This window comes from Micromonospora sp. RV43, from assembly GCF_001029515.1.
Classification (GTDB): domain Bacteria; phylum Actinomycetota; class Actinomycetes; order Mycobacteriales; family Micromonosporaceae; genus Micromonospora; species Micromonospora aurantiaca.
In genome coordinates this window covers 1-21408 of the sequence record NZ_LEKG01000147.1, presented here as the reverse complement: position 1 = coordinate 21408, position 21408 = coordinate 1, and the positions used below count along the sequence as shown (strand labels likewise).

The 21408-nt window shown below is 72.9% G+C and carries 19 protein-coding genes; 10 read left to right on the top strand and 9 right to left on the bottom strand.

What is annotated here, in order from left to right:
- Positions 1-1196: 1196 nt before the first annotated feature.
- A partial coding sequence (locus ABD52_RS41050; protein WP_235437578.1) for an N-acetylmuramoyl-L-alanine amidase occupies positions 1197-1949 on the top strand: 753 nt, incomplete at its 5' end.
- Positions 1950-1979: 30 nt separating this feature from the next.
- Here the strand turns inward: ABD52_RS41050 and dnaE are convergent.
- Complete coding sequence (dnaE, locus tag ABD52_RS28030) at positions 1980-5513, bottom strand: DNA polymerase III subunit alpha (RefSeq protein ID WP_013285448.1); 3534 nt, start codon at positions 5511-5513, stop codon at positions 1980-1982.
- Positions 5514-5697: 184 nt separating this feature from the next.
- On the opposite strand from dnaE, the gene ABD52_RS28025 reads away from it, so the two are divergent.
- The 4 genes from ABD52_RS28025 to ABD52_RS28010 all read left to right on the top strand — a co-directional run bounded on the left by ABD52_RS28025 (position 5698) and on the right by ABD52_RS28010 (position 8386).
- Positions 5698-6039, top strand: a complete 342-nt coding sequence (locus ABD52_RS28025; protein ID WP_013285447.1) for a PadR family transcriptional regulator — start codon at positions 5698-5700, stop codon at positions 6037-6039.
- Entirely contained in the window at positions 6036-6980 is a 945-nt protein-coding gene (locus ABD52_RS28020; protein WP_047893757.1) for a permease prefix domain 1-containing protein, read from the top strand. Before ABD52_RS28025 ends, ABD52_RS28020 begins: the two co-directional genes overlap by 4 nt.
- Positions 6981-7170: 190 nt before the next feature.
- Entirely contained in the window at positions 7171-7710 is a 540-nt protein-coding gene (locus ABD52_RS28015; protein WP_047893756.1) for an RNA polymerase sigma factor, read from the top strand.
- On the top strand, positions 7703-8386 hold the full coding sequence (locus ABD52_RS28010; RefSeq protein ID WP_235437577.1) for a hypothetical protein: 684 nt from the start codon (positions 7703-7705) through the stop codon (positions 8384-8386). The genes ABD52_RS28015 and ABD52_RS28010 overlap by 8 nt, the downstream gene beginning before the upstream one ends.
- Here ABD52_RS28010 and ABD52_RS28005 read toward each other — a convergent pair.
- Positions 8347-8907: a GNAT family N-acetyltransferase gene (locus ABD52_RS28005; protein ID WP_013474856.1), complete on the bottom strand. Its 561-nt coding sequence runs from the start codon at positions 8905-8907 to the stop codon at positions 8347-8349. The genes ABD52_RS28010 and ABD52_RS28005 overlap by 40 nt on opposite strands.
- Before the next feature lie 87 nt (positions 8908-8994).
- On the opposite strand from ABD52_RS28005, the gene ABD52_RS28000 reads away from it, so the two are divergent.
- The 4 genes from ABD52_RS28000 (at position 8995) to ABD52_RS27985 (ending at position 12988) form a co-directional block, all read left to right on the top strand.
- Entirely contained in the window at positions 8995-10281 is a 1287-nt protein-coding gene (locus ABD52_RS28000) for a sensor histidine kinase (RefSeq protein WP_047893755.1), read from the top strand.
- On the top strand, positions 10278-10955 hold the full coding sequence (locus tag ABD52_RS27995; RefSeq protein ID WP_013285439.1) for a response regulator transcription factor: 678 nt from the start codon (positions 10278-10280) through the stop codon (positions 10953-10955). The genes ABD52_RS28000 and ABD52_RS27995 overlap by 4 nt, the downstream gene beginning before the upstream one ends.
- Positions 10956-11036: 81 nt before the next feature.
- Complete coding sequence (locus tag ABD52_RS27990) at positions 11037-11930, top strand: ABC transporter ATP-binding protein (RefSeq protein ID WP_047893754.1); 894 nt, start codon at positions 11037-11039, stop codon at positions 11928-11930.
- Positions 11927-12988, top strand: a complete 1062-nt coding sequence (locus ABD52_RS27985) for an ABC transporter permease (RefSeq protein WP_047893753.1) — start codon at positions 11927-11929, stop codon at positions 12986-12988. Before ABD52_RS27990 ends, ABD52_RS27985 begins: the two co-directional genes overlap by 4 nt.
- A gap of 67 nt (positions 12989-13055) precedes the next feature.
- Here ABD52_RS27985 and ABD52_RS27980 read toward each other — a convergent pair whose 3' ends face one another.
- The 7 genes from ABD52_RS27980 to pgsA all read right to left on the bottom strand — a co-directional run bounded on the left by ABD52_RS27980 (position 13056) and on the right by pgsA (position 19061).
- Positions 13056-13805: a YebC/PmpR family DNA-binding transcriptional regulator gene (locus ABD52_RS27980; RefSeq protein ID WP_013285436.1), complete on the bottom strand. Its 750-nt coding sequence runs from the start codon at positions 13803-13805 to the stop codon at positions 13056-13058.
- A gap of 230 nt (positions 13806-14035) precedes the next feature.
- The gene (gene pdxT, locus ABD52_RS27975; RefSeq protein WP_013285435.1) at positions 14036-14641 is read right to left on the bottom strand and encodes a pyridoxal 5'-phosphate synthase glutaminase subunit PdxT; all 606 of its coding nucleotides are present in this window, start codon (positions 14639-14641) and stop codon (positions 14036-14038) included.
- 73 nt (positions 14642-14714) lie between these two features.
- Positions 14715-15626: a pyridoxal 5'-phosphate synthase lyase subunit PdxS gene (pdxS, locus tag ABD52_RS27970; RefSeq protein WP_047893752.1), complete on the bottom strand. Its 912-nt coding sequence runs from the start codon at positions 15624-15626 to the stop codon at positions 14715-14717.
- 126 nt (positions 15627-15752) lie between these two features.
- A complete protein-coding gene (locus tag ABD52_RS27965) occupies positions 15753-16256 on the bottom strand; it encodes a hypothetical protein (protein ID WP_013285433.1) in 504 nt (167 codons plus the stop codon).
- Positions 16257-16339: 83 nt separating this feature from the next.
- Positions 16340-17500 (bottom strand): glycosyltransferase family 4 protein, encoded by a 1161-nt coding sequence (locus ABD52_RS27960; RefSeq protein WP_013285432.1) that lies wholly within the window; start codon positions 17498-17500, stop codon positions 16340-16342.
- Between the two features lie 11 nt (positions 17501-17511).
- Positions 17512-18444, bottom strand: a complete 933-nt coding sequence (locus tag ABD52_RS27955; protein ID WP_047893751.1) for a phosphatidylinositol mannoside acyltransferase — start codon at positions 18442-18444, stop codon at positions 17512-17514.
- Positions 18441-19061 (bottom strand): phosphatidylinositol phosphate synthase, encoded by a 621-nt coding sequence (pgsA, locus tag ABD52_RS27950; RefSeq protein ID WP_047893750.1) that lies wholly within the window; start codon positions 19059-19061, stop codon positions 18441-18443. The genes ABD52_RS27955 and pgsA overlap by 4 nt, the downstream gene beginning before the upstream one ends.
- A gap of 252 nt (positions 19062-19313) precedes the next feature.
- On the opposite strand from pgsA, the gene ABD52_RS27945 reads away from it, so the two are divergent.
- Positions 19314-21408: elongation factor G-like protein EF-G2 (locus ABD52_RS27945; protein ID WP_047893749.1), on the top strand; the 2095-nt coding region annotated here is incomplete at its 3' end.

The following is a 21408-nucleotide window of genomic DNA, read 5'->3' as shown; positions in this document are numbered from 1 at the left end:
CCACGGCTCCGGCGACGCGGACCGGCGCCCCTCGGCGCAGGCGAGGAAGTCGGGCACCAGGTCGCGGACGCGCAGCAGGTCGGAGGGCGGCATCCGCCCGATGCTGCCCGGCCGTGGCGCGCCGGGCAACACCGCGACGGTACGGGGGCAGCTCACGCCGACCGGGCCGAGGGGTGATCGCCGAGCGCGGTGGACACCGCCTCCGGAACGGGCCGGGGCGCGGCGGCGGGCGGCCCGCGGCGGGCGGCGCGACTGCCGGACATGCCGCACACCTGAAGGAAGTCTTCATCAAAGGGCCCATTGATGCAAGGTATCGACATAGACGAACGTCACGCTATAGGGTGCGGCGAACCGGCGACGTGAGCCAGTCGCCCCCTGTAGTGGACGAGGAGTGCCTGTGACGATTCGGAGACCCTCGCGTCGGGTGAGCCACCTGCTCGGCGGCGCCATGATCCTCATGATCGGCCTGACCGGCCAGCCGGCCCAGGCCGCGCCACAGCACGGCGCGCAGCCGCTCGCCGCCGCCTTCGACCGGGCCGCCACCGCCTCCGACGTGCCGCGCGACCTGCTCGCCGCGCTCGGGTACGCCGAGACCCGCCTGGACGGCCACGGCGGCGAGCCCAGCGTCTCCGGCGGATACGGCGTGATGCACCTGACCAGCAACCCGAAGGTGCGGACCCTCGACGAGGCCGCGCGCCGGACCCGGCTGGACCGCGCCGAACTGCGTACCCGGGACGCGGCGAACGTGGCCGGCGCGGCGGCGGTGCTGCGCTCCTACGCCGACGAGGCCGGGCTCACCGCGGCGCAGCGCGACGACGTCAACCAGTGGTACGGCCCGATCGCCCGCTACGGCGGCTCGACGGACGCGGCCACCGCCCGGCTGTACGCCGACTCCGTGTTCGACCTGCTCGCCAGGGGCTTCATCGCGACCACGGCCGGCGGCGAGGTCAGCGTGGACGGCCGTCCGGTGGCACCCCAGCGGGGCCGGTACGCCGACGTCGCGCCGCTGGGCACCGGCGACTTCGGCACCCTGAGCACCGACTACGGCCCGGCGGCCTGGGTGCCGGCCAACTCGTCGAACTACACGGTCTCCAGCCGCGAGTCGGCGTACCCGATCAACTACATCGTCATCCACACCATGCAGGGCAGCTATGCCGGCTCGATCAGCTGGTTCCAGAACGCCGCAGCCGGCACCNAGCGCGCACTACCTGCTCCGTTCCTCCGACGGCGCGGTGACCCAGATGGTGCGGGACAAGGACATCGCCTGGCACGCCGGCAACTGGACCTACAACACCCAGTCGATCGGCATCGAGCACGAGGGGTACGTCGACAACGCCTCCTGGTACACCGACGCGATGTACCGGTCGTCGGCGGCGCTGACCCGGTTCCTGTGCGACAAGTACGGCATCCCGAAGACCCGCAACAACATCATCGGGCACAACCAGGTGCCGGGCGCCACGCACACCGACCCCGGTCCGAACTGGAACTGGACCTACTACATGCAGCTCGTCACCGGCGGCACCACGCCCCCGCCGACCACTTGGTCGACGGTCGTGGACAACACCACCGCCGGCCGGTTCACCGCGAGCGCCAACTGGAGCACCTCGACGTACTCGGCGCAGCGCTACGGCGCCGACTACCGGTACGCCAACCCCGTCGCGGCCAGCGACGCCGCCTGGTACAAGGTGAACATCCCGGCGACCGCCACCTACCGGGTGGAGGTCTGGTATCCGGCCGTCGCCGGCTACAACACCAGCACGCCGTACATCGTCGCGACCACCAGCGGCAACCAGACGGTCTCGGTGAACCAGACAGCCAACGGCGGTACGTGGCGTTCGCTGGGCACCTTCACCCTGGCCGCCGGGGACGCCAACAAGGTGGGTGTCAGCCGATGGTCCGGCAGCACCGGGTACGTGATCGCCGACGCCATCCGCGTCACCCGCGTCTAGCCCGGTACGTCCCGCAGGCGCTCGGCCCGGTCAGCTCACGTTGGCCGGGCCGAGGACGCTCTTCAGGTCGCCCATCAGCGCTGTGGTCGGCGCGACCCGGAACGGGCCGAGGCGCAGCGTGGTGACCTTGCCGCCGTTGAGCAGCTTGACGTGCACCTCGGTGTCGCCGGGGTGCAGCACGAGCGTCTCCTTGAGCCGTTCCACGAGCGGCGGCGTGCAGCGGTGCACCGGGATGGTGAGCGTGATCGGCTTGCTCCCCGGGGTGCTGCTGACGTCCGGCATGGACATGTCCATCGCCATGATGCGCGGGGTGTCGTCGCGCCGGTCCACCCGGCCCTTCACCACCACGATCGCGTCCTCGGCGATGTACTGCCCGATCACCTCGTACGTGTTCGGGAAGAACAGCGTCTCCACGCCGCCGGCGAGGTCTTCGAGGGTGGCCGACGCCCAGGCCCGGCCCTGCTTGGTGACCCGGCGCTGCACGCCGGAGAGGATGCCGGCCAGCGTGACCACCGCGCCGTCGGGCACCGTGCCCTCCTCCGACAGCGCGGCGATCGTGGTGTCCGCGGCGGCACCGAGCACGTGCTCCAGACCGAAGAGCGGGTGGTCGGAGACGTACAGACCGAGCATCTCGCGCTCGAACGCGAGCTTGTCGCGCTTGTCCCACTCCCCCTCGCCGATGACCGGCATGACAGTGGTGCTGCCACCGGTGTCAGCCTCGCCGAATCCGGCGCCGAACAGGTCGTACTGGCCGACCGCCTCCTTGCGCTTGACGTCGGCGTACGCGTCGATGGCGTCGGCGTGCACCGCCAGCAGGCCCTTGCGCGGATGCTGGAGCGAGTCGAACGCCCCGGCCTTGATCAGCGATTCGATGGTCTTCTTGTTGCAGACGACGGCGTCGACCTTGGACAGGAAGTCGTAGAAGTCGGTGTAGTCGCCCTTCTCCTCGCGGCACCGCATGATCGAGGCGACCACGTTCGCACCGACGTTGCGTACCGCGCCGAGACCGAAGCGGATCTCCTTGCCGACCGGGGTGAACGGCCCGGCCGAGGTGTTCACGTCCGGCGGGAGCACCTGGATGCGCATCCGGCGGCACTCGGACAGGTACAGGGCCATCTTGTCCTTGTCGTCACCGACGGAGGTGAGCAGCGCGGCCATGTACTCGGCCGGGTAGTGCGCCTTGAGGTACGCGGTCCAGTAGGAGACCAGGCCGTACGCGGCGGAGTGGGCCTTGTTGAACGCGTAACCGGCGAACGGGACCAGCACGTCCCACACGGCCTGGATGGCCTCGTCGGAGTAGCCGCGCTCGCGGCAGCCGTCCCGGAACGGGATGAACTCCTTGTCGAGGATCTCCTTCTTCTTCTTGCCCATCGCCCGGCGCAGCAGGTCGGCCTGGCCGAGCGTGTAGCCGGCGAGGATCTGCGCGGCGCGCTGCACCTGCTCCTGGTAGACGATCAGGCCGTACGTGGGCGCGAGGATCTCGCGCAGCGGCTCCTCCAGCTCCGGGTGGATCGGGGTGATCTCCTGGAGCCCGTTCTTGCGCAGCGCGTAGTTGGTGTGCGAGTCCACGCCCATCGGGCCGGGCCGGTAGAGCGCCAGGACGGCGGAGATGTCCTCGAAGTTGTCCGGCTTCATCAGCCGCAGCAGCGAGCGCATCGGCCCGCCGTCGAGCTGGAACACGCCGAGCGTGTCACCGCGGGCCAGCAGCTCGTACGCCTGCCTGTCGTCAAGCGGCAGGCCGAGCAGGTCCAGCTCCCGGCCGTGGTTGAGCTGGATGTTCTTCACCGCGTCGTCGATGATCGTCAGGTTGCGCAGGCCGAGGAAGTCCATCTTCAGCAGCCCGAGCGACTCGCAGGTCGGGTAGTCGAACTGCGTGATGATGACGCCGTCGGAGTCGCGCCGCATCAGCGGGATGTGCTCGATGATCGGTTCGGCGGACATGATGACGCCGGCGGCGTGCACACCGGTCTGCCGGATCAGGCCCTCGATGCCCTTGGCGGTCTCGATGACCTTCTTGACGTCCGGGTCGGACTCGTAGAGGCCCCGGATCTCGCCCGCCTCGGCGTAGCGCGGGTGCTTCGGGTCGAAGATGCCGGACAGCGGGATGTCCTTGCCCATCACCGCCGGGGGCATGGCCTTGGTGATCCGGTCGCCGACCGCGTACGGGAAGCCGAGCACGCGGGCCGAGTCCTTGATCGCGGCCTTCGCCTTGATCGTGCCGAACGTGGCGATCTGCGCGACCTTGTCCTCGCCCCACTTGTCGGTCACGTACTTGATGACCTCACCGCGCCGGCGCTCGTCGAAGTCGATGTCGACATCGGGCATGGAGACACGTTCGGGGTTGAGGAACCGCTCGAAGATCAGGCCGTGCGGGATCGGGTCGAGGTCGGTGATGCCCAGCGCGTACGCCACGAGCGAGCCGGCCGCCGAGCCGCGCCCCGGGCCGACCGCGATGCCCTGGCTCTTGGCCCACTGGATGAAGTCGGCGACCACGAGGAAGTACGACGGGAAGCCCATCTGGATGATGACGCCCAGCTCGTACTCGGCCTGGACGACGTGGCCCTCGGGGATGCCGCCGGGGAAGCGGCGCGCCAGGCCGGCGAAGGTCTCCTTGCGGAACCAGGATTCCTCGGTCTCGCCCTCGGGGATCGGGAACCGCGGCATCAGGTTGTGGAACGTGAACATGCCGGCCGGGTCGACCTTCTCGGCGACCAGCAGCGTGTTGCGGCAGCCCTGCTGCCACAGCTCGGAGGAGTCGACGGCGCGCATCTGGTCGGCGGACTTGACGAAGTAGCCGCCGCCCTCGAACCGGAACCGGTTCGGGTCGGCCACGTTGCTGCCGGTCTGGACGCAGAGCAGCACGTCGTGCGCCTCGGCCTGCGCCTCGTGCGTGTAGTGCGAGTCGTTGGTGACCACCGGCGGGATGTCGAGCTTGCGGGCGATCTCGGTGAGCCCGTCGCGGACCCGGCGCTCGATGTCGAGGCCGTGGTCCATGATCTCCAGGAAGTAGTTGTCCTTGCCGAAGATGTCCTGGTACGCGGCCGCGACCTTGAGCGCCTCGTCGAACTGGCCCAGCCGCAGCCGGGTCTGCACCGCGCCGGACGGGCAGCCGGTGGTGGCCATGATGCCCTCGGCGTGCTCGGCGATCAGCTCCATGTCCATCCGGGGCCACTTCACGTAGTGGCCCTCCATGGAGGCGCGGGAGTTGAGCTTGAACAGGTTGTGCAGGCCGTCGCGGTTGGCCGCCCACATGGTCATGTGGGTGATCGCGCCGTTACCGGAGACGTCGTCGCTCTTCTGCTCGGGGCGCCCCCACTTGACCCGGGCCTTGTGGAAGCGCGACTCCGGCGCGACGTACGCCTCGACGCCGAGGATGGGCTTGACCCCGGCGTCCATGGCCTGCTTGTAGAAGTCGTTCGCGCCGTGCATGTTGCCGTGGTCGGTGATCGCCACCGCCGGCATGCCGAGCCGCGCCGCCTCGGCGAAGAGGTCCTTGAGCCGGGCCGCCCCGTCGAGCATCGAGTACTCGGTGTGTACGTGCAGATGCGCGAACGAATCGCCCATGCGTGGCGCCCCCCGGGTTGTGGATCAAGCTGCGTCGGAGTCGACCGACCCACCCTACCGAGGTGATCGTGCGGGCTCCACCGTCCGCGCCGAGGGTGGCCCGGGTCTCTCCGGCCGACCGGTGTACGGCACGCGATCTTCTTCTCTGTTGCAATGGTGTGTGGCACACAGTATCGTGTTGCACATGGTCAGCGAAGAGGTCCTCCGGACCCACCTCCAGGAGCTACGGCGCGGCACTGTCGTGGTGGCCAGCCTGGTCGCCCTGCACCGCCCCGACTACGGATACGCCCTGCTGCAACGGCTGGCCGCGCACGGCTTCGCGGTCGACGCCAACACGCTCTACCCGCTGCTGCGCCGGCTCGAGGACCAGGGCCTGCTGACCAGCGAGTGGAACACCGAGGAGAGCCGGCCGCGCAAGTTCTACCGGACCAGCGACGACGGCGAGGCCGTCCTGAACCGCCTGCTCGACGACATGACCGCGGTGCGGACGTCCGTCACCGACCTGATCGAAGGAGCGGAACGATGAGTTCCCTGACCGACCGTTACGTCGCCGCCACCATGCGGGCCGTGCCCGCGCAGCGCCGCCTGGAACTGGCCGAGGAACTGCGCGGCTCCATCGCCGACATGATCGACGACCGGACCTCGGGCGGGCAGGACCACGCCTCCGCCGAGCGCGAGGTGCTCACCGAGCTGGGCCACCCGGAGAAGCTCGCGGCCCGCTACAGCGACCGCACCCTGCAACTGATCGGCCCGCGGTACTACCTGACGTGGTGGCGGCTGCTGCGGCTGCTGCTCACGTACATCCCGGCGATCGTGGGCGTGCTCGCCGGCCTCGCCAAGGCGCTCATCGACGGCGAGCCGGGCGCGGCGATCGGCGCGGCGATCGTGGCCGCGATGCAGACCGCGGTCCAGATCGCGTTCTGGGTCACGCTGGTGTTCGCCGTGCTGGAGCGCACCCGCACGCCGCTCGGCCTGCCCGAGTGGACCGTCGACCAGCTCCCCGAGGAGAGCCGGGAACGGCAGATCAGCCACTCCGACAGCATCGCCTCGGTGGTGTTTCTGCTCGTCACCGTCGGCTTCCTGATCGGTCAGCACTTCCAGCGCTGGACCACCGACGACGGTTCCCGGATGGCGGTGCTCGACCCGGCGCTCTGGGGCTTCTGGCTGCCGGCCCTGATCGTGGTGCTGCTGGCCACCGTCGGCCTGGAGATCGCCAAGTACCGGGCCGGGCGGTGGACCTGGCCGCTGGTCGTGGTCAACGCGGTGCTCAACGCGGCCTTCGCCGCCCCGGTGCTCTGGCTGCTCGCCACCGACCGGCTGCTCAACCCGGAACTGGTCGAGCGGTTCGCCTGGCTGCGCGACGGCGGGACCGTCGAGTTCGCCCGGGTGGCGGGCGCGGTGGTCGTGCTGGTCGCGATCTGGGACGTGGTCGACAGCGCGGTCAAGGCCGCCCGCGCCGCGCGCTGACGCCCGGCGCCGGGCCGGCGGCCTCCCGGCCAGCCGGACCGGCGCAGCCCGCCACCACGCTCCCCGTCCCGCCCCGGTGCCGTCGGCGCCGGGGCGGGACGCCGTCGGCTGCCCGACTCAGCCGGGGCGGCACGGCCTCCCGGGGCATAGCCTGGGGTCCGGACCACCGGCGAGCACTGGGACGCCCCTGATGCCCCTCCCCGACGGCACGGACGAACTGGCCCGGTCGGCGGCACGCGGCGACCGCGAGGCCCTCGACGCCCTGCTGGCCACCGTACGGCCGGAGGTGCTGCGGCAGTGCGCCCGGCTGCTGCCCCACCGGCAGGACGCCGAGGAGGCCTGCCAGGACGCTCTGCTCGCGCTCGCCCACGGGATCACCGGGTTCGAGGGCCGCTCGTCGTTCGACACCTGGCTGTACCGGATCACCGCCAACCGGGCCCGCTCCACCTACCGGACGTTGCGGCGACGGTGGCAGCGGGAGGCCGGCGGCGTCCCGCTGCCGGACCGGCCCGACCCGCGCCGGACCAGCGTGGTCGCCGGCACCCGGCTCGACCTGCTCGACGCCCTCGACGCGGTCCCGCCGGACCTCGCCGAGGCGGTGACCCTGCGCGATGTGCTTGGACTGAGCTACCGCGAGATCGCCGGCCTGCTCGACGTGCCGGAGGGGACCGTGAAGTCCCGCATCCACGAGGCCCGCCGGCAGCTCCGGGCGCGGCTGTCCGATGCGTGACCCGGCCCGCCGGCGGCGCGGCGTCGCGGTCGTCGCACTCGTCGCCCTCGCCGGGACGCCCGCCTGCGCCGACCGCCCGGTCTCGCCGCTGCCGGTACAGCCGGCGGTGACCAGCGCCGTCGCCGCCGCGCCGCCCACCGCCGCGACCTCACCCGGCCCCACCCCGGCGCCGCTGGGCACGGGCACGCCGGCCCCGGAGCCGTCGGGGGCCACGCCGACGAGCACGCGTACGCGGTCACGGCCGCCGGTCACGCCCCGGACCACCCGGCCCACCCCGTCGGTACGCACCACGGCGCCGGCCGCGTGCTTCGGGCCGGTCCGCTACGACCTGGTGCTCGCCGAGACCGAGCTGGCACTGCTGAAGTCCCTCTGCTTCGCCGCCGGCGGGATCCTGCGCATCCGGGGGATCGGGCCGGGTGAGGTCACCGTGGACCGGGAGGACCTGGTCTCGCGCAGCTACGAGGCCGGTGTGGTGGACATCCGGTTCGTGCGCACCGGCACGGTGGTGGTCACCATCCCGCAGGACGGCCGCGGCCGGTGTGGCGTCGTACGTCGAGCGGTCGTTCCGGCAGGGCTGCTGCTGAGCGACGCCGGGGCCCGCCGGACGCGGGCCCCGCCGTCGCGCCGGGCCCGCGCTCAGTCCGCCGCCCGCCACTGGCGGGCCAGCAGCGCGTAGACCACCTCGTCGGTCCACTCCCCCTTGACGAACTCGTTCTCCCGCAGGTGCGCCTCCCGGCGCATGCCCAGCCGCTCCAGCACCCGGGCCGAGGCGGTGTTGCGGGCGTCCAGCCGACCCACGATCCGGTGCAGCCCCAGCCCGTCGAAGCCGATCCGCAGCAGCTCCCGGGCCGCCTCGGTGGTGTACCCCCGGCCGGTGTGCGCGGGGTGCGCCACGTACCCGATCTCGCCCTGCCGGTGCTCCCCGCTCGTCCAGCTCAGCAGCACGTCGCCGAGGAACTCGCCGGTGTCCGCCAGCGTCACCGCCAGGTTGAGCACGTCGCCGGGGGCGCGCAGCGCGGTCCGCCGGACCAGCCGGTCGATCGCGGCCCGGGCGGCGGCGTCGTCGTACGGCTGGTGGTAGAGGTAGCGGGTCACCTCCGGGCGGCCCCGGTAGTCCCGGACCACGGCGAGGTCGTCGGTGGTGAAGGCGCGCAGCAGCAGGCGCTCGGTGCGTATCGGCAGATCGGGCACGAACACCCCGGCAGGCTACGTCGCGGCTGTCGTCCGGCCCACCCGATTACGCCCCGGGCACCGTACCGGGCGCGGCGGTGGCATGGTCGTACGGTGAGCACCGCACCCACCACCGCCTGGCGCCGGCCGGCTCCCACGGCCGCGCAGTTGCGCGCCGACCTCTGGGTCGGACTCGTGGTCACCGTGCTGGCCCTGTTCGAGCTGACCCTGGCGCGCAGCACCGGGGCCTTCCTGCTCGGCCCGCCGCCGAGCCTCGCCGAGCAGGTCTGGTGGACCGTGGCGGTGACCGCCCCGCTGGCCGTACGGCGGCGGTGGCCCGCCGCCGTCGCGGTGGTCGTCTCGATCGCGTTCATCGCCGGGCAGGCGCGGGCGGTCCCGCTCGCCCAGCTCCCGTCGGGCGCGCTGTTCGCGGCCCTCTTCACGCTCGGCGCGTGGGGTGCCGACCGGCGGTTGGCCGGGCGGCTGCGGGCCGGCGTCATCGTGGCGATGTTCGGCTGGCTCGCGCTGTCCCTCGCGCTGCGGGCCGACCAGATCTCGGCGGCCTCCTTCGCCGACGCCGCCGGTCCGGTGCCGCCGGTGCTCGCCGCCGTGGTGAACGGCGTCTTCTACAACGTGCTGTTCTTCGGGTTCGCCTACTACTCCGGGCAGACCGCCTGGGTGGCCGCGCGTCGCCGGCACGAACTGCGGGAGCAGGCCGAGCAACTGCGCCGCTCACAGGTCGAGGCGCGCGAGCGCGCGGTGATGGGCGAGCGGGTCCGCATCGCCCGCGAGCTGCACGACGTGGTCGCCCACCACGTGTCGGTGATGGGCGTGCAGGCCGCCGCGTGCCGGCGCGTGTTCGACCGCGACCGCGACAAGGCGCGGACCGCCCTGGCCGCGATCGAGGAGACGGCCCGCACCTCGGTCGACGAGCTGCGCCGGATGCTCGGCGTGCTGCGCGACCCGGACGCCGCGGCCGGCGCGACCACGCCGGAGGACACCGCCGGCATCGACCAGGTCGCCGCGCTCGTCGACCGGGCCCGGGACACCGGGCTGCGGGCCGAACTCGGTGTGTACGGGGAACCGGCGCCGCTGCCCCGCTCGGTGTCGCAGGCGGCGTACCGGATCGTGCAGGAGGCGGTGACGAACGTGGTCAAGCACGCTCACGCCACCACGCTGGACGTGCGCATCCGCTATCTGGCGAGGGAGCTGGAGATCGACGTGAGCGACGACGGACACGGGGGCGTACCCGAGGCCGGGGCCGGGCTGGGCCTGATCGGCATGCGGGAGCGGGTCGCCGCGCACGGCGGTGAGGTGGAGGCCGGGCCGCGTCCCGGCGGCGGGTTCCGGGTCCGGGCCCGCATGCCGCTGCCGGTCGAGGCCGCCGGGCGGGCGGCGTGAGCGCCCCGGTGCGGGTGCTGCTCGTCGACGACCAGCACCTGGTCCGGACCGGATTCCGGGTGATCCTGGAGGTCGAGGACGACATCGAGGTGGTCGGCGAGGCCGCCGACGGGCAGCGCGCCGTGTCGATGGCGACTGCGCTTCGGCCGGACGTGGTGCTGATGGATGTGGAGATGCCGGTGCTCGACGGGCTGGAGGCCACCCGCCGGATCACCGCCGACGCGACGCCGGGCGGGCCGGCGGTGCTCATCCTCACCACGTTCGACAGGGACGACTACCTCTTCGCCGCGTTGCGCGCCGGGGCGAGCGGTTTCCTGCTCAAGAACGGCACCCCGGAGGACCTGATCGACGCGGTCCGGGTGGTGGCGCGCGGCGAGGGACTGATCGCACCGGCGCTCACCCGGCGGGTGATCTCCACATTCGCCCGGCCCGGGGCGGCGCCGCCGGACCCCCGGCACGACGCGGCCACCGCGGACCTGACCCCGCGCGAGCGGGAGGTGCTGGAACTGGTGGCGCGCGGGGCCAGCAACGCCGAGATCGCGGACGTGCTGCACGTCGGCGAGGCGACTGTGAAGACCCACGTCAGCCGCGTCCTGGCCAAACTCGGGCTGCGCGACCGGGTGCAGGCGGTGGTGTTCGCGTACGAGCACGGGGTGGTGCGGCCCGGCGGGTGACGCCCGTCCGCCGCGCGACGGACCCCGTGATCGCCCCGTGGTGGGACGACGGGAGCGGGGGCCGGCCGTAGCGTCGGGATCATGACAAGCGTGCTCCGCCTCGACGGCGTCGACCGCAGCTTCGGCGGCCGTCAGGTGCTCAAGGACGTCTCCTTCGACGTGACCGCAGGGCGCGTGACCGGATTCGTCGGCGGCAACGGCGCCGGCAAGACCACCACCATGCGGATCATCCTCGGCGTGCTCGCCCCGGACGCCGGGCAGGTGACGTGGCGAGGGCGGCCGCTCGCGCGCGAGGCCCGGGCCCGGTTCGGCTACATGCCGGAGGAACGCGGCCTCTACCCGAAGATGACCCCCCGCGAGCAGGTGGTTCACCTCGGCCGCCTGTACGGGCTGGACGCCGCCGGGGCGCGCCGGCGTACCGACGCGCTGCTGGAGCGGGTCGGTCTCGGCGAGCGGGCCGACGACCTGCTGGAGACGCTGTCGCTGGGTAACCAGCAGCGGGCGCAGATCGCCGCCGCGCTGGTGCACGACCCGGAGGTGCTGATCCTGGACGAGCCGTTCTCCGGGCTCGACCCGCTCGCAGTCGACATGGTGGTGGCGGTGCTGCGGGAACGCGCCGCCGCCGGAGCGCCGGTGCTGTTCTCCAGCCACCAGCTCGACGTGGTGGAACGGCTCTGCGACGACCTGGTGCTCATCGCGGGCGGGACGATCCGGGCCGCCGGCGCCCGCGAGGAGCTGCGCGCCGCGTACACGCTGCCCCGGTTCTCGCTCGTGGTCGACGGCGACGCCGGCTGGCTGCGCGACCAGCCCGGCGTGCGACTGGTCGACCTCGACGGCGCCCGCGCCGTGTTCGAGGTGGACCCGCCCGCCGACGACCAGGCGGTGCTGCGCGCGGCCCTGGCCCGCGGCCCGGTGCGCGCGTTCGGCCCGGTCACCCCGTCCCTCGCCGAGATCTTCCGAGAGGTCAACCAGTGAACACGTTCCAGGCCACCCGGCTGGTCGCGGCCCGCGAGATCAAGGTCAAGGTCCGCGACAAGACGTTCCTCTACAGCACGCTGATCTTCCTGCTGCTCGCCGTCGTCGCCACAGTGGTGCCGGCGATGATGAGCAGCGGTCCGTCCACTGTGGCGGTGACCGCCGCCGGTGCCGAACCGCTGCGCGCGGCGGGGCTGGACGTCCTCGTGGTCGCCGACGACGGCTCCGCCGAGCAGGCGGTGCGCGACGGCGACGCGGACGCCGCGGTGGTGGCCGGTCCGCTCGTGGTCGCCGACGAGCGGGCCCCGGACGACGTGGTCTCCGCGCTCAGCGCGGCCCCGCAGGTGAAGCTGCTGGACCCGGACGCGGTGGATCCGCTCGTCGCGTACCTGGTGCCGTTCGCCTTCGCGTTCGTCGTCTTCTTCATGTCCCAGACGTTCGGGTTGCAGATCGCGCAGAGCGTCACCGAGGAGAAGCAGACCCGGATCGTGGAGATCCTGGTGGCCGCCGTGCCGGCCCGGGCGCTGCTGGCCGGCAAGATCCTCGCCGCGGGCGCGCTGGCGCTGGGACAGATCACCCTGATCGCGGCAGTCGCGCTGATCGGCATGCGCCTGACCGACGGCGGCGACCTGCTGGGCCTGATCGCGCCCGCGATCGGCTGGTTCGTGCCGTTCTTCCTGTGCGGCTTCCTGCTGCTCGCGGCGATGTGGGCGGCCGCCGGTGCGCTGGTGAACCGGCAGGAGGACATCGCCGGGGCGTCCACGCCGGTGCAGCTCGCGGTGATGGCGCCGTTCTTCGCGGTGATCTTCCTGAACGACAACGCCGCCGCGATGCGCATCCTGTCGTACCTGCCGATCTCCTCGCCGACCGCGATGCCGGTACGGCTGTTCACCGGCGACGCGGCGCCGTGGGAGCCGATCGTGTCGCTGGCGCTGCTGCTGCTCGCGGCCGCCGGGTTCCTGCTCGCCGGGGCGCGGATCTACGAGGGTTCGTTGCTGCGCACCAACGGGCGGACCTCGGTGCGGGCGGCGTGGCGGCAGCGCGAGCCGATCGGCTGACCGTGCGAGACGCCGAGCGCCGGCCACCCCGTGATCCGGGGGCCGGCGCTCGGCACGTCGGGCGGGATCAGCCGACTGCGGCCATGACCTCGTCGGAGACGTCGAAGTTGGCGTAGACGTTCTGCACGTCGTCGCAGTCCTCCAGCACGTCGATCAGCTTGAAGATCTTGCGCGCGCCCTCCTCGTCCAGCGGCACGTTCACGCTGGGGATGAGGGAGGACTCGGCCGACTCGTACTCGATGCCGGCGTCCTGCAGCGCGGTGCGGACCGCGACCAGGTCGCCCGGCTCGGAGACCACCTCGTACGCCTCGCCGAGGTCGTTGACCTCCTCCGCGCCCGCGTCGAGCACGGCCATCATCACGTCGTCCTCGCTGGTGCCGGCCTTGGGGACGATCACCACGCCCTTGCGGGAGAACATGTACGACACCGAGCCGGCGTCGGCCAGCGAGCCGCCGTTGCGGGTAAGGGCGGTGCGCACCTCGGTCGCGGCGCGGTTGCGGTTGTCGGTGAGGCACTCGATCAGCATCGCCACGCCGTTCGGCCCGTAGCCCTCGTACATGATCGTCTGCCAGTCGGCGCCGCCGGCCTCCAGGCCGGAGCCGCGCTTGACCGCGCGATCGATGTTGTCGTTCGGGACCGAGTTCTTCTTCGCCTTCTGGATGGCGTCGTAGAGAGTCGGGTTGCCGGCCGGGTCACCACCGCCGGTACGGGCCGCCACCTCGACGTTCTTGATCAGCTTGGCGAACATCTTGCCGCGCTTGGCGTCGATGACCGCCTTCTTGTGCTTGGTCGTCGCCCACTTTGAGTGGCCGGACATCTGTTACCTCCGTTGCTACCCGCCGTCTGCATCGACCGCACCGCACACGCCCCGCTCCCCCGCCGGCGCACGTCGAGGTGCCGTGATCTTCGCTGGGAGCCGCGGCGGGCTGATGGCCCTGCCGAATCTCGGCAATCCTACCGGCGAGGGCCGGGTGACTGTCACGCGCCGCACGGCACCGGCCCGCCCGAGGCCGCCCGAACCGGCACAACCAGGGACGGACCGGATGTTCAGGAGGCGGCCCGGACGAGTTCCACGAAGGACCGGTGCAGGCGCAGGTCGCCGGTCAGCTCGGGGTGGAACGACGTGGCCAGCAGGTTGCCCTGCCGTACCGCGACGATCCGGCCCGCCGCCGGCCCCTCGGTCACCCGGCCGAGCACCTCGACGTCCGGGCCGACGCGCTCCACCCAGGGCGCCCTGATGAACACCGCGTGGAACGGCCCGCCGTCGACGCCGGTGAGCGCCACCGGCGCCTCGAACGAGTCGACCTGGCGGCCGAACGCGTTGCGCCGCACCGTCATGTCGACGCCGGCGAATCCGCGCTGGTCGGGGCGGCCGTCCAGCACCTCCGCCGCCAGCATGATCATGCCGGCGCAGGAGCCGTAGACCGGCATGCCTGCGGCGATCCGCTTGTCGATCGGCTCGCGCATCTCAAAGATGTCCACCAGCTTGCTGATCGTGGTCGACTCGCCGCCGGGGACCACCAGGCCGTCGACCGCGTCCAGCTCGCCCGGCCGCCGCACCGGCCGGGCGTCCGCGCCCACCCCGGCCAGCGCGGCGACGTGCTCGCGTACGTCGCCCTGCAGGGCGAGCACGCCGATCACGGGTACGGCCACGATGCTCCCTCCGGGGTGTTAAAAGGGGGCCCCGCCTCTACCGCAGGCGTTAACAGGGGGCCCTTCCTTGCACTCACCAGCCGCGCTCGGCCAGGCGGTGCGGCTGGGGGATCTCGTCGACGTTGATGCCGACCATCGCCTCGCCCAGCCCCCGGGAGACCTTCGCGAGCACGTCCGGGTCGTCGTGGAACGTGGTCGCCTTGACGATCGCGGCGGCCCGCTGAGCCGGGTTGCCGGACTTGAAGATGCCCGAGCCGACGAAGACGCCCTCGGCGCCGAGCTGCATCATCATGGCCGCGTCCGCGGGGGTGGCGATGCCGCCGGCGGTGAACAGCACGACCGGCAGCTTGCCCTGCTCGGCGACCTCCTTGACCAGCTCGTACGGGGCCTGGAGCTCCTTGGCCGCGACGTACAGCTCCTCGGAGGGCAGCGACTGGAGCCGGCGGATCTCCTGCCGGATCTTGCGCATGTGGGTGGTGGCGTTGGAGACGTCACCGGTGCCCGCCTCGCCCTTCGAGCGGATCATCGCGGCGCCCTCGGTGATCCGGCGCAGCGCCTCGCCCAGGTTCGTCGCACCGCACACGAACGGGACGGTGAACGCCCACTTGTCGATGTGGTTGGCGTAGTCGGCCGGGGTCAGCACCTCGGACTCGTCGACGTAGTCGACGCCGAGGGCCTGGAGGACCTGCGCCTCGACGAAGTGGCCGATGCGGGCCTTGGCCATCACCGGGATCGAGACGGCCTGGATGATGCCGTCGATCATGTCCGGGTCGCTCATCCGGGACACGCCGCCCTGCGCGCGGATGTCGGCCGGCACGCGTTCCAGGGCCATCACGGCGACCGCGCCGGCGTCCTCGGCGATCTTCGCCTGCTCGGGGGTGACCACATCCATGATCACACCGCCCTTGAGCATCTCGGCCATGCCGCGCTTGACGCGGGCGGTGCCGACGGCGGTGGCGGTGGTCGGGGCTGCGGATTCAGACACGGGACATCGCTCCTCGGCGTGCTCGGGAGGTGACTGCGCAGGAATGCTACGACCGGCACGGCGCCGATCCGAGCGCCAATCGAACCCCCGGTGGCCTGCCGTGTGGCCCCCGTCACGGCCGGTGCGTCAGCCGGTGGTCACGTCCGCGTGCGAGGCCAGCGTGGGGTCGTCGATGTCGAAGTAGCGCGGCCACTCCCGCCCGCGTCCCATCCGGAACAGCCGCACCACCGGACGCCCCCGCGCCGAGCGGGCGTCCCGGACCAGGTCGGTGTGCACCTGCCGGGCCAGCCCCAGCCGCCTGCTGGCCGCGATCACTGCCGCGCAGGCCGGGTCGTCCGGGTCCAGCCGCACCGCGCGCAACTGCCGGGTCAGGTCGTTCTCGGCCGCCTCGCGCTCCTCCGGGGCGGCGTCCAGCGCGATCCGGGCGGCGGCGTACAGCTCCACGCCGTACCGCTGCTCGGCCAGGACCGCGGCGGCGGCCGCGCGGCGCAGCAGGTGCGCGTCCAGCGCGCGGGCCGCCGAGTCCGCGCGGACCTGGAGCCGCTGTACCCGGCCGGAGGTCCAGATCAGGTACGCCGAGAGCAGCCCGAGCACCGCGACCGCGCCCACCACCCACCACATGCCCGGCATCGTAGTGCTGCTCCTCATCCCGGCCGGCCGGCGCGGTGCACCGGTCGACGCGCTCGTCACAGCGGCCGCAGCGGCCACAGCGGTCAGCCCAGACCCGCCCACTCCTGGTCCATGACCCGGCCGTCCGTGGCCTCGATCGCGGCTGCGTATACCTCCAGAACGCGGCGGGCAACCACGGGCCAGTCGAAATTCGCCACCACCTGGTCGCCGCAGGCGGTCAGCCCGGCCCGGCGGCCGTCGTCGTCGAGCAGCTCGGACAGCGCGGCGCCCAGCGCGGCCGCGTCGCCGGTCGGGAACAGCCGGCCGGCCCGCCCGCCGTCGAGCACCCGGCGGAACGCGTCCAGGTCGCTGGCGACCACCGTGGTGCCGGCGGCGAGCGCCTCGGTGAGGATCATCCCGAAGGACTCCCCTCCGGTGTTCGGTGCGACGTAGAGGTGCACGCTGCGCAGCATGCGTGCCTTGTCCGCCTCGGAGACCAGGCCGAGGAACGTGACCCGGTCGCGCAGCCCGGCCGGGAACCGCCCGTACAGCTCGTCGGCGTCACCCGGGCCGGCGACCAGCAGGCGCAGGCCGGGGCGGTGCGGAGCCAGCGCGACGAACGCGTCCCGCAGGATCGGGAAGCCCTTGCGCGGCTCGGTGAAGCGGCCCAGGAACCCCAGCGTGCCGCCGGTGCCCGGGGCACACTCCCCCGGCCAGCCCGGCAGCGGCGGCACCCCGGCGAACTTCGCCACCGCCACCCCGTTGGGGATCTCCACCGCGCCGCCGTCCATGTGCTCGACCTGCACCTTGCGGGCCAGCGCACTGACCGCGATCCGGGCGGTGATCCGCTCCAGCACGATCTGGAGCACGCCCTGCGCGGCCGACATCACCCGGGAGCGGGTCATCGCGGTGTGGAAGGTGGCCACCACCGGGCCGCGGGCGCAGAGCACCGCCAGCATCGACAGGCTCGGCGTGAGCGGCTCGTGCACGTGCAGCACGTCGAACTCGCCACGGGTGATCCAGCGGCGCACCCGGGCGGTGGAGACCGGGCCGAACGCGATCCGGGCCACCGACCCGTTGTACGGCAGCGGCACCGCCCGGCCAGCCGACACCACGTACGGCGGCAGCGCCGAGTCCTCGTCGGCGGGCGCCAGGACGCTCACCTCGTGGCCGAGCCCGAGCAGCGCCTCGGCCAGGTCCATGACGTGGTTCTGCACGCCGCCCGGCACGTCGAACGAGTACGGGCACACGATGCCGATACGCACTGCGCCCCCCCCTAGACCGTCCCGGTGGTGGCCGGTGGCTGCGCCGACGTGGGCGTACCGTCCCGGCCCTGGTCCAGCCACATCCGCTGCAACATGTGCCAGTCTTGCGGATGCCGGGCGATGCCCGCCGCCAGACCGTCGGCAATCCGCTGCGTCACCGTGCGGACCCGCTCGTCGAGCGGCGCGCTGTCCGGGTCCGGCAGCGGCAGCGGGCCCTCGATCGAGGCGCACGCCGCGTCCGGTTCGTACCACATCGAGGCCACGTAGAGCGGGGCGCCGGTGCGGATGGCCAGCAGTGCCGGCCCGGCCGGCATCCGGGTCCGGCCGCCGAAGAAGTCGACCTCCACGCCCCGGGCGGACAGGTCCCGGTCGGCGAGCAGGGGCACCACGTAGCCGGTGCGCAGGCGGTCCACCAGCACGTCGAACGCGGGACGCGGGCCGCCGTGGTTGGGCAGGATCTCCATCCCCAGCCCTTCCCGGAACCCGACGAACCGCTCGTAGACGCCGTCCGGAAGCCGCTCGGCCACCGTGGTCATCGGCCAGCCGGTGGCAGCCACCCAGGCGCCCGCGGCGTCCCAGTTGCCGGCGTGCGGCAGCGCCACCACGGCGCCCCGCCCGGCGGCCACGTCGGCGGCGAGCAGCTCCTGCCCGTCGAGGCGGAACCCGGCGAGGATCTCGGTGCGGCCCAGGCCGGGCAGCCGGAACGCCTCCATCCAGTACCGGGCGTACGAGCGCAGCCCGGCACGCACCAGCACGTCCAGCTCCGCGTCGGGCATCTCCGGTCCGACCACGCGGCGCAGGTTGGCGCGCAGTCGACGCGTACCCCCGCCGTCCTTGCGGTGGGCGCGGTCGGCGCCCACCCGGAAGGCCGCCGCCGCGACGGGCCGGGGCAGCGCCCGGACCAGGCGCCAGCCCGCGACGAAGCCCGCCTCGGTGAGGTTCACTCGGCGCCGACCCGCTGGGCCTGGCGGTACACGTGGGCCATCCGCTGGCCCACCGTGAAGATCGAGACGGCGGCGAGCAGCCAGAGCGCGATCTCCAGCGCGTGCCGGACGCCGACGCCGGTGAGCAGGCCGCCGACGCCGACGATGAGCAGCCGCTCGGTGCGCTCGGCGATGCCCACGTTGCAGGTCATCCCGAGGCCCTCGGCGCGCGCCTTGACGTAGGAGACCAGACCGCCCGCGGCCAGGCAGATCAGCGCCGCCGCCACGCCCGAGTAGTCGTGCTCGGTGGCCAGCCAGTACGCGACCGCGCCGAACACCGCGCTGTCGGCGACCCGGTCCATGCTCGAGTCGAGGAACGCCCCGAACCGGGTGGACCCGCCGCTCATCCGCGCCATCGTGCCGTCGAGCAGATCGGTGAGGGCGAAGACCGTGACGATCAGCGCGCCGGCGACCAGATGGCCGCGCGCGCCGAAGCCGAGCGCGCCCACGAGCACGCCGACGGTGCCGGTCACGGTGACCGCATTGGGGGACACGCCCGCACGCAGCAGCGCGCGGGCGACCGGCTCCACGACGCGGGTCATGCCCGCGCGGGCCGTCACTTGGAAGATCTTCGCCATGGCGGTCCCACGATAACGGCCCGCAACCGCCAGGGACACAGCCGGGCGTACGACCCGCCCGGCGGCCCTTGTGCGGGCACCCCTGCGGGTGTGAGATCGAGCCAGGAGGTGAGCCAGTTCACCGGATCACCGGTCCGCGTTCCCGTCCAGCAGGAGATCACCGGAAGATATCGCCGCGGCGCCCGTCCCGGGTCCGCTCCCCCGTCGCCCGCGGCGGTCGCCACCACCACCGGTTGAGGGAGGTGCGCCGCGATGGCGCAGAAGAACGAGAAGGGTGTCACCGGCGGCGCGCCGGTGGTGACCGAGCCCGGCAGGGTTCGCAACGTGGTGCTCGTCGGGCACTCCGGTGCCGGCAAGACGACGCTCGTCGAGGCGCTGCTGGCCGCCAGTGGCACGATCGGCCGGGCCGGCGCCGTCACCGAGGGCACCACCGTCTGCGACCACGACCCCGCCGCCGTACGCCAGCAGCGTTCGGTGAGCCTGGCGTGCGCCCCGCTGGTGCACCGCGACGTCAAGGTCAACCTGCTGGACACCCCGGGATACGGCGACTTCGTCGGCGAGCTGCGCGCCGGGCTGCGCGCCGCCGACGCGGCCCTGTTCGTGGTCTCCGCCGTCGACGGCATGGACGCCGCCACGGCCGCCCTCTGGGAGGAGTGCGCCGCCGTCGACATGCCCCGGGCGGTGGCCGTCTCCCGGCTGGACCACCCGCGCGCCGACTTCGACGAGGCCGTGGCGCTGTGCCAGCGGGTCTTCGGCGACAACGTGCTGCCGCTCTACCTGCCCATGCTCGGCGACGACGGCGAGTCGGTGGCCGGGCTGATGGGGCTGATCACCCGCCGGGTGTTCGACTACTCCGGCGGGCTGCCCGCGGCGGTACGCGAGCCGGACCCGCAGCACCTGCCGGCCATCCAGGAGTCCCGCGACGAGCTGATCGAGGGGATCATCGCGGAGAGCGAGGACGAGACCCTGATGGACCGCTACCTCGGCGGTGAGGAGATCGACCCCGAGGTGCTGATCACCGACCTGGAGACTGCTGTCGCCCGCGGCCACTTCTACCCGGTGGTGCCGGTCTGCGCGGAGACCGGCGTCGGCCTGGACGCGCTGCTCGACGGCCTGGTCGCGGCGTTCCCGTCGCCGCTGGAGCACGACCTGCCCGCCGTCACCGGTGTGGACGGCTCGCCCCGCCCGCCGCTGACCTGCGACCCGGACGGCCCGCTCGTCGCCGAGGTGGTCAAGACGACTGTCGACCGGCACGTCGGGCGGGTCTCGCTGGTGCGCGTCTTCTCCGGCACGCTCCGCCCCGACCAGGTGATCCACGTGTCGGGCCACGGCATGGCCGAGCGCGGCCACCCGGACCACGACGCCGACGAGCGGGTCGGCCACGTCTACAGCCCGCTGGGGGCGACGCTGCGCGAGGTGCCCGCCTGCGTCGCCGGTGATCTGTGCGCGATCACCAAGTCGGGCAGCGCGGAGACCGGCGACACCATCTCGGCCAAGGACGACCCGCTGCTGATCGCGCCCTGGGAGATGCCGGAGCCGCTGCTGCCGGTGGCGATCGTGGCGCGCAGCCGGGCCGACGAGGACGCGCTGGCCCGCAACCTGTCCCGGCTGGTCGCCGGCGACCCGACGCTGCGGCTCGAACGCAACCCGGAGACCCACCAGCTTGTGCTCTGGTGCATGGGCGAGGCGCACGCCGACGTGGTGCTCGACCGGCTGCGCGGCGGCGGCGTCGAGCTGGACACCGAACCGGTCCGGGTGCCGCTGCGCGAGACGTTCACCGCCGCCGCGCGCGGGCACGGCCGGCACGTCAAGCAGTCCGGCGGCCACGGCCAGTACGCGGTCTGCGACATCGAGGTGGAGCCGCTGCCCCGGGGCTCAGGCTTCGAGTTCGTCGACCGGGTGGTCGGCGGCGCGGTCCCGCACAACTACATCCCCTCGGTGGAGAAGGGGGTACGGGCGCAGATGGAACGCGGCCTGATCGCCGGCTACCCGGTGGTGGACCTGCGGGTGACGCTGGTCGACGGCAAGGCGCACAGCGTCGACTCCTCCGACGCGGCGTTCCAGACCGCGGGCGCGCTGGCGCTGCGCGACGCCGCCGAGAAGGGCCAGCCGGCGCTGCTGGAGCCGGTCGACGAGATCACCGTACGGGTGCCCGACTCGTCGGTCGGCGCGGTGATGGGCGACCTGTCCGGGCGGCGTGGCCGGGTGCTCGGCACCGAGCCGGACCCGGATGCCGAGGGCCGCACGCTCGTCCGCGCCGAGGTGCCCGCGACCGAACTGCTGCGGTACGCGGTCGAGCTGCGCTCGATGACGGCCGGCACCGGCACGTTCCGCCGCGAGTTCGCCC

Bases quoted from the DNA above. Each gene is read 5' to 3' on its own strand.
- dnaE (WP_013285448.1), bottom strand. From the start codon at position 5,513: ATGGGCGATTCGTTCGCGCATCTGCACGTACACACCGAGTACTCGATG.
- ABD52_RS28025 (WP_013285447.1), top strand. From the start codon at position 5,698: ATGGTCAGCGAAGAGGTCCTCCGGACCCACCTCCAGGAGCTACGGCGC.
- ABD52_RS28020 (WP_047893757.1), top strand. From the start codon at position 6,036: ATGAGTTCCCTGACCGACCGTTACGTCGCCGCCACCATGCGGGCCGTG.
- ABD52_RS28015 (WP_047893756.1), top strand. From the start codon at position 7,171: ATGCCCCTCCCCGACGGCACGGACGAACTGGCCCGGTCGGCGGCACGC.
- ABD52_RS28010 (WP_235437577.1), top strand. From the start codon at position 7,703: ATGCGTGACCCGGCCCGCCGGCGGCGCGGCGTCGCGGTCGTCGCACTC.
- ABD52_RS27990 (WP_047893754.1), top strand. From the start codon at position 11,037: ATGACAAGCGTGCTCCGCCTCGACGGCGTCGACCGCAGCTTCGGCGGC.
- ABD52_RS27980 (WP_013285436.1), bottom strand. From the start codon at position 13,805: ATGTCCGGCCACTCAAAGTGGGCGACGACCAAGCACAAGAAGGCGGTC.
- ABD52_RS27965 (WP_013285433.1), bottom strand. From the start codon at position 16,256: ATGCCGGGCATGTGGTGGGTGGTGGGCGCGGTCGCGGTGCTCGGGCTG.
- pgsA (WP_047893750.1), bottom strand. From the start codon at position 19,061: ATGGCGAAGATCTTCCAAGTGACGGCCCGCGCGGGCATGACCCGCGTC.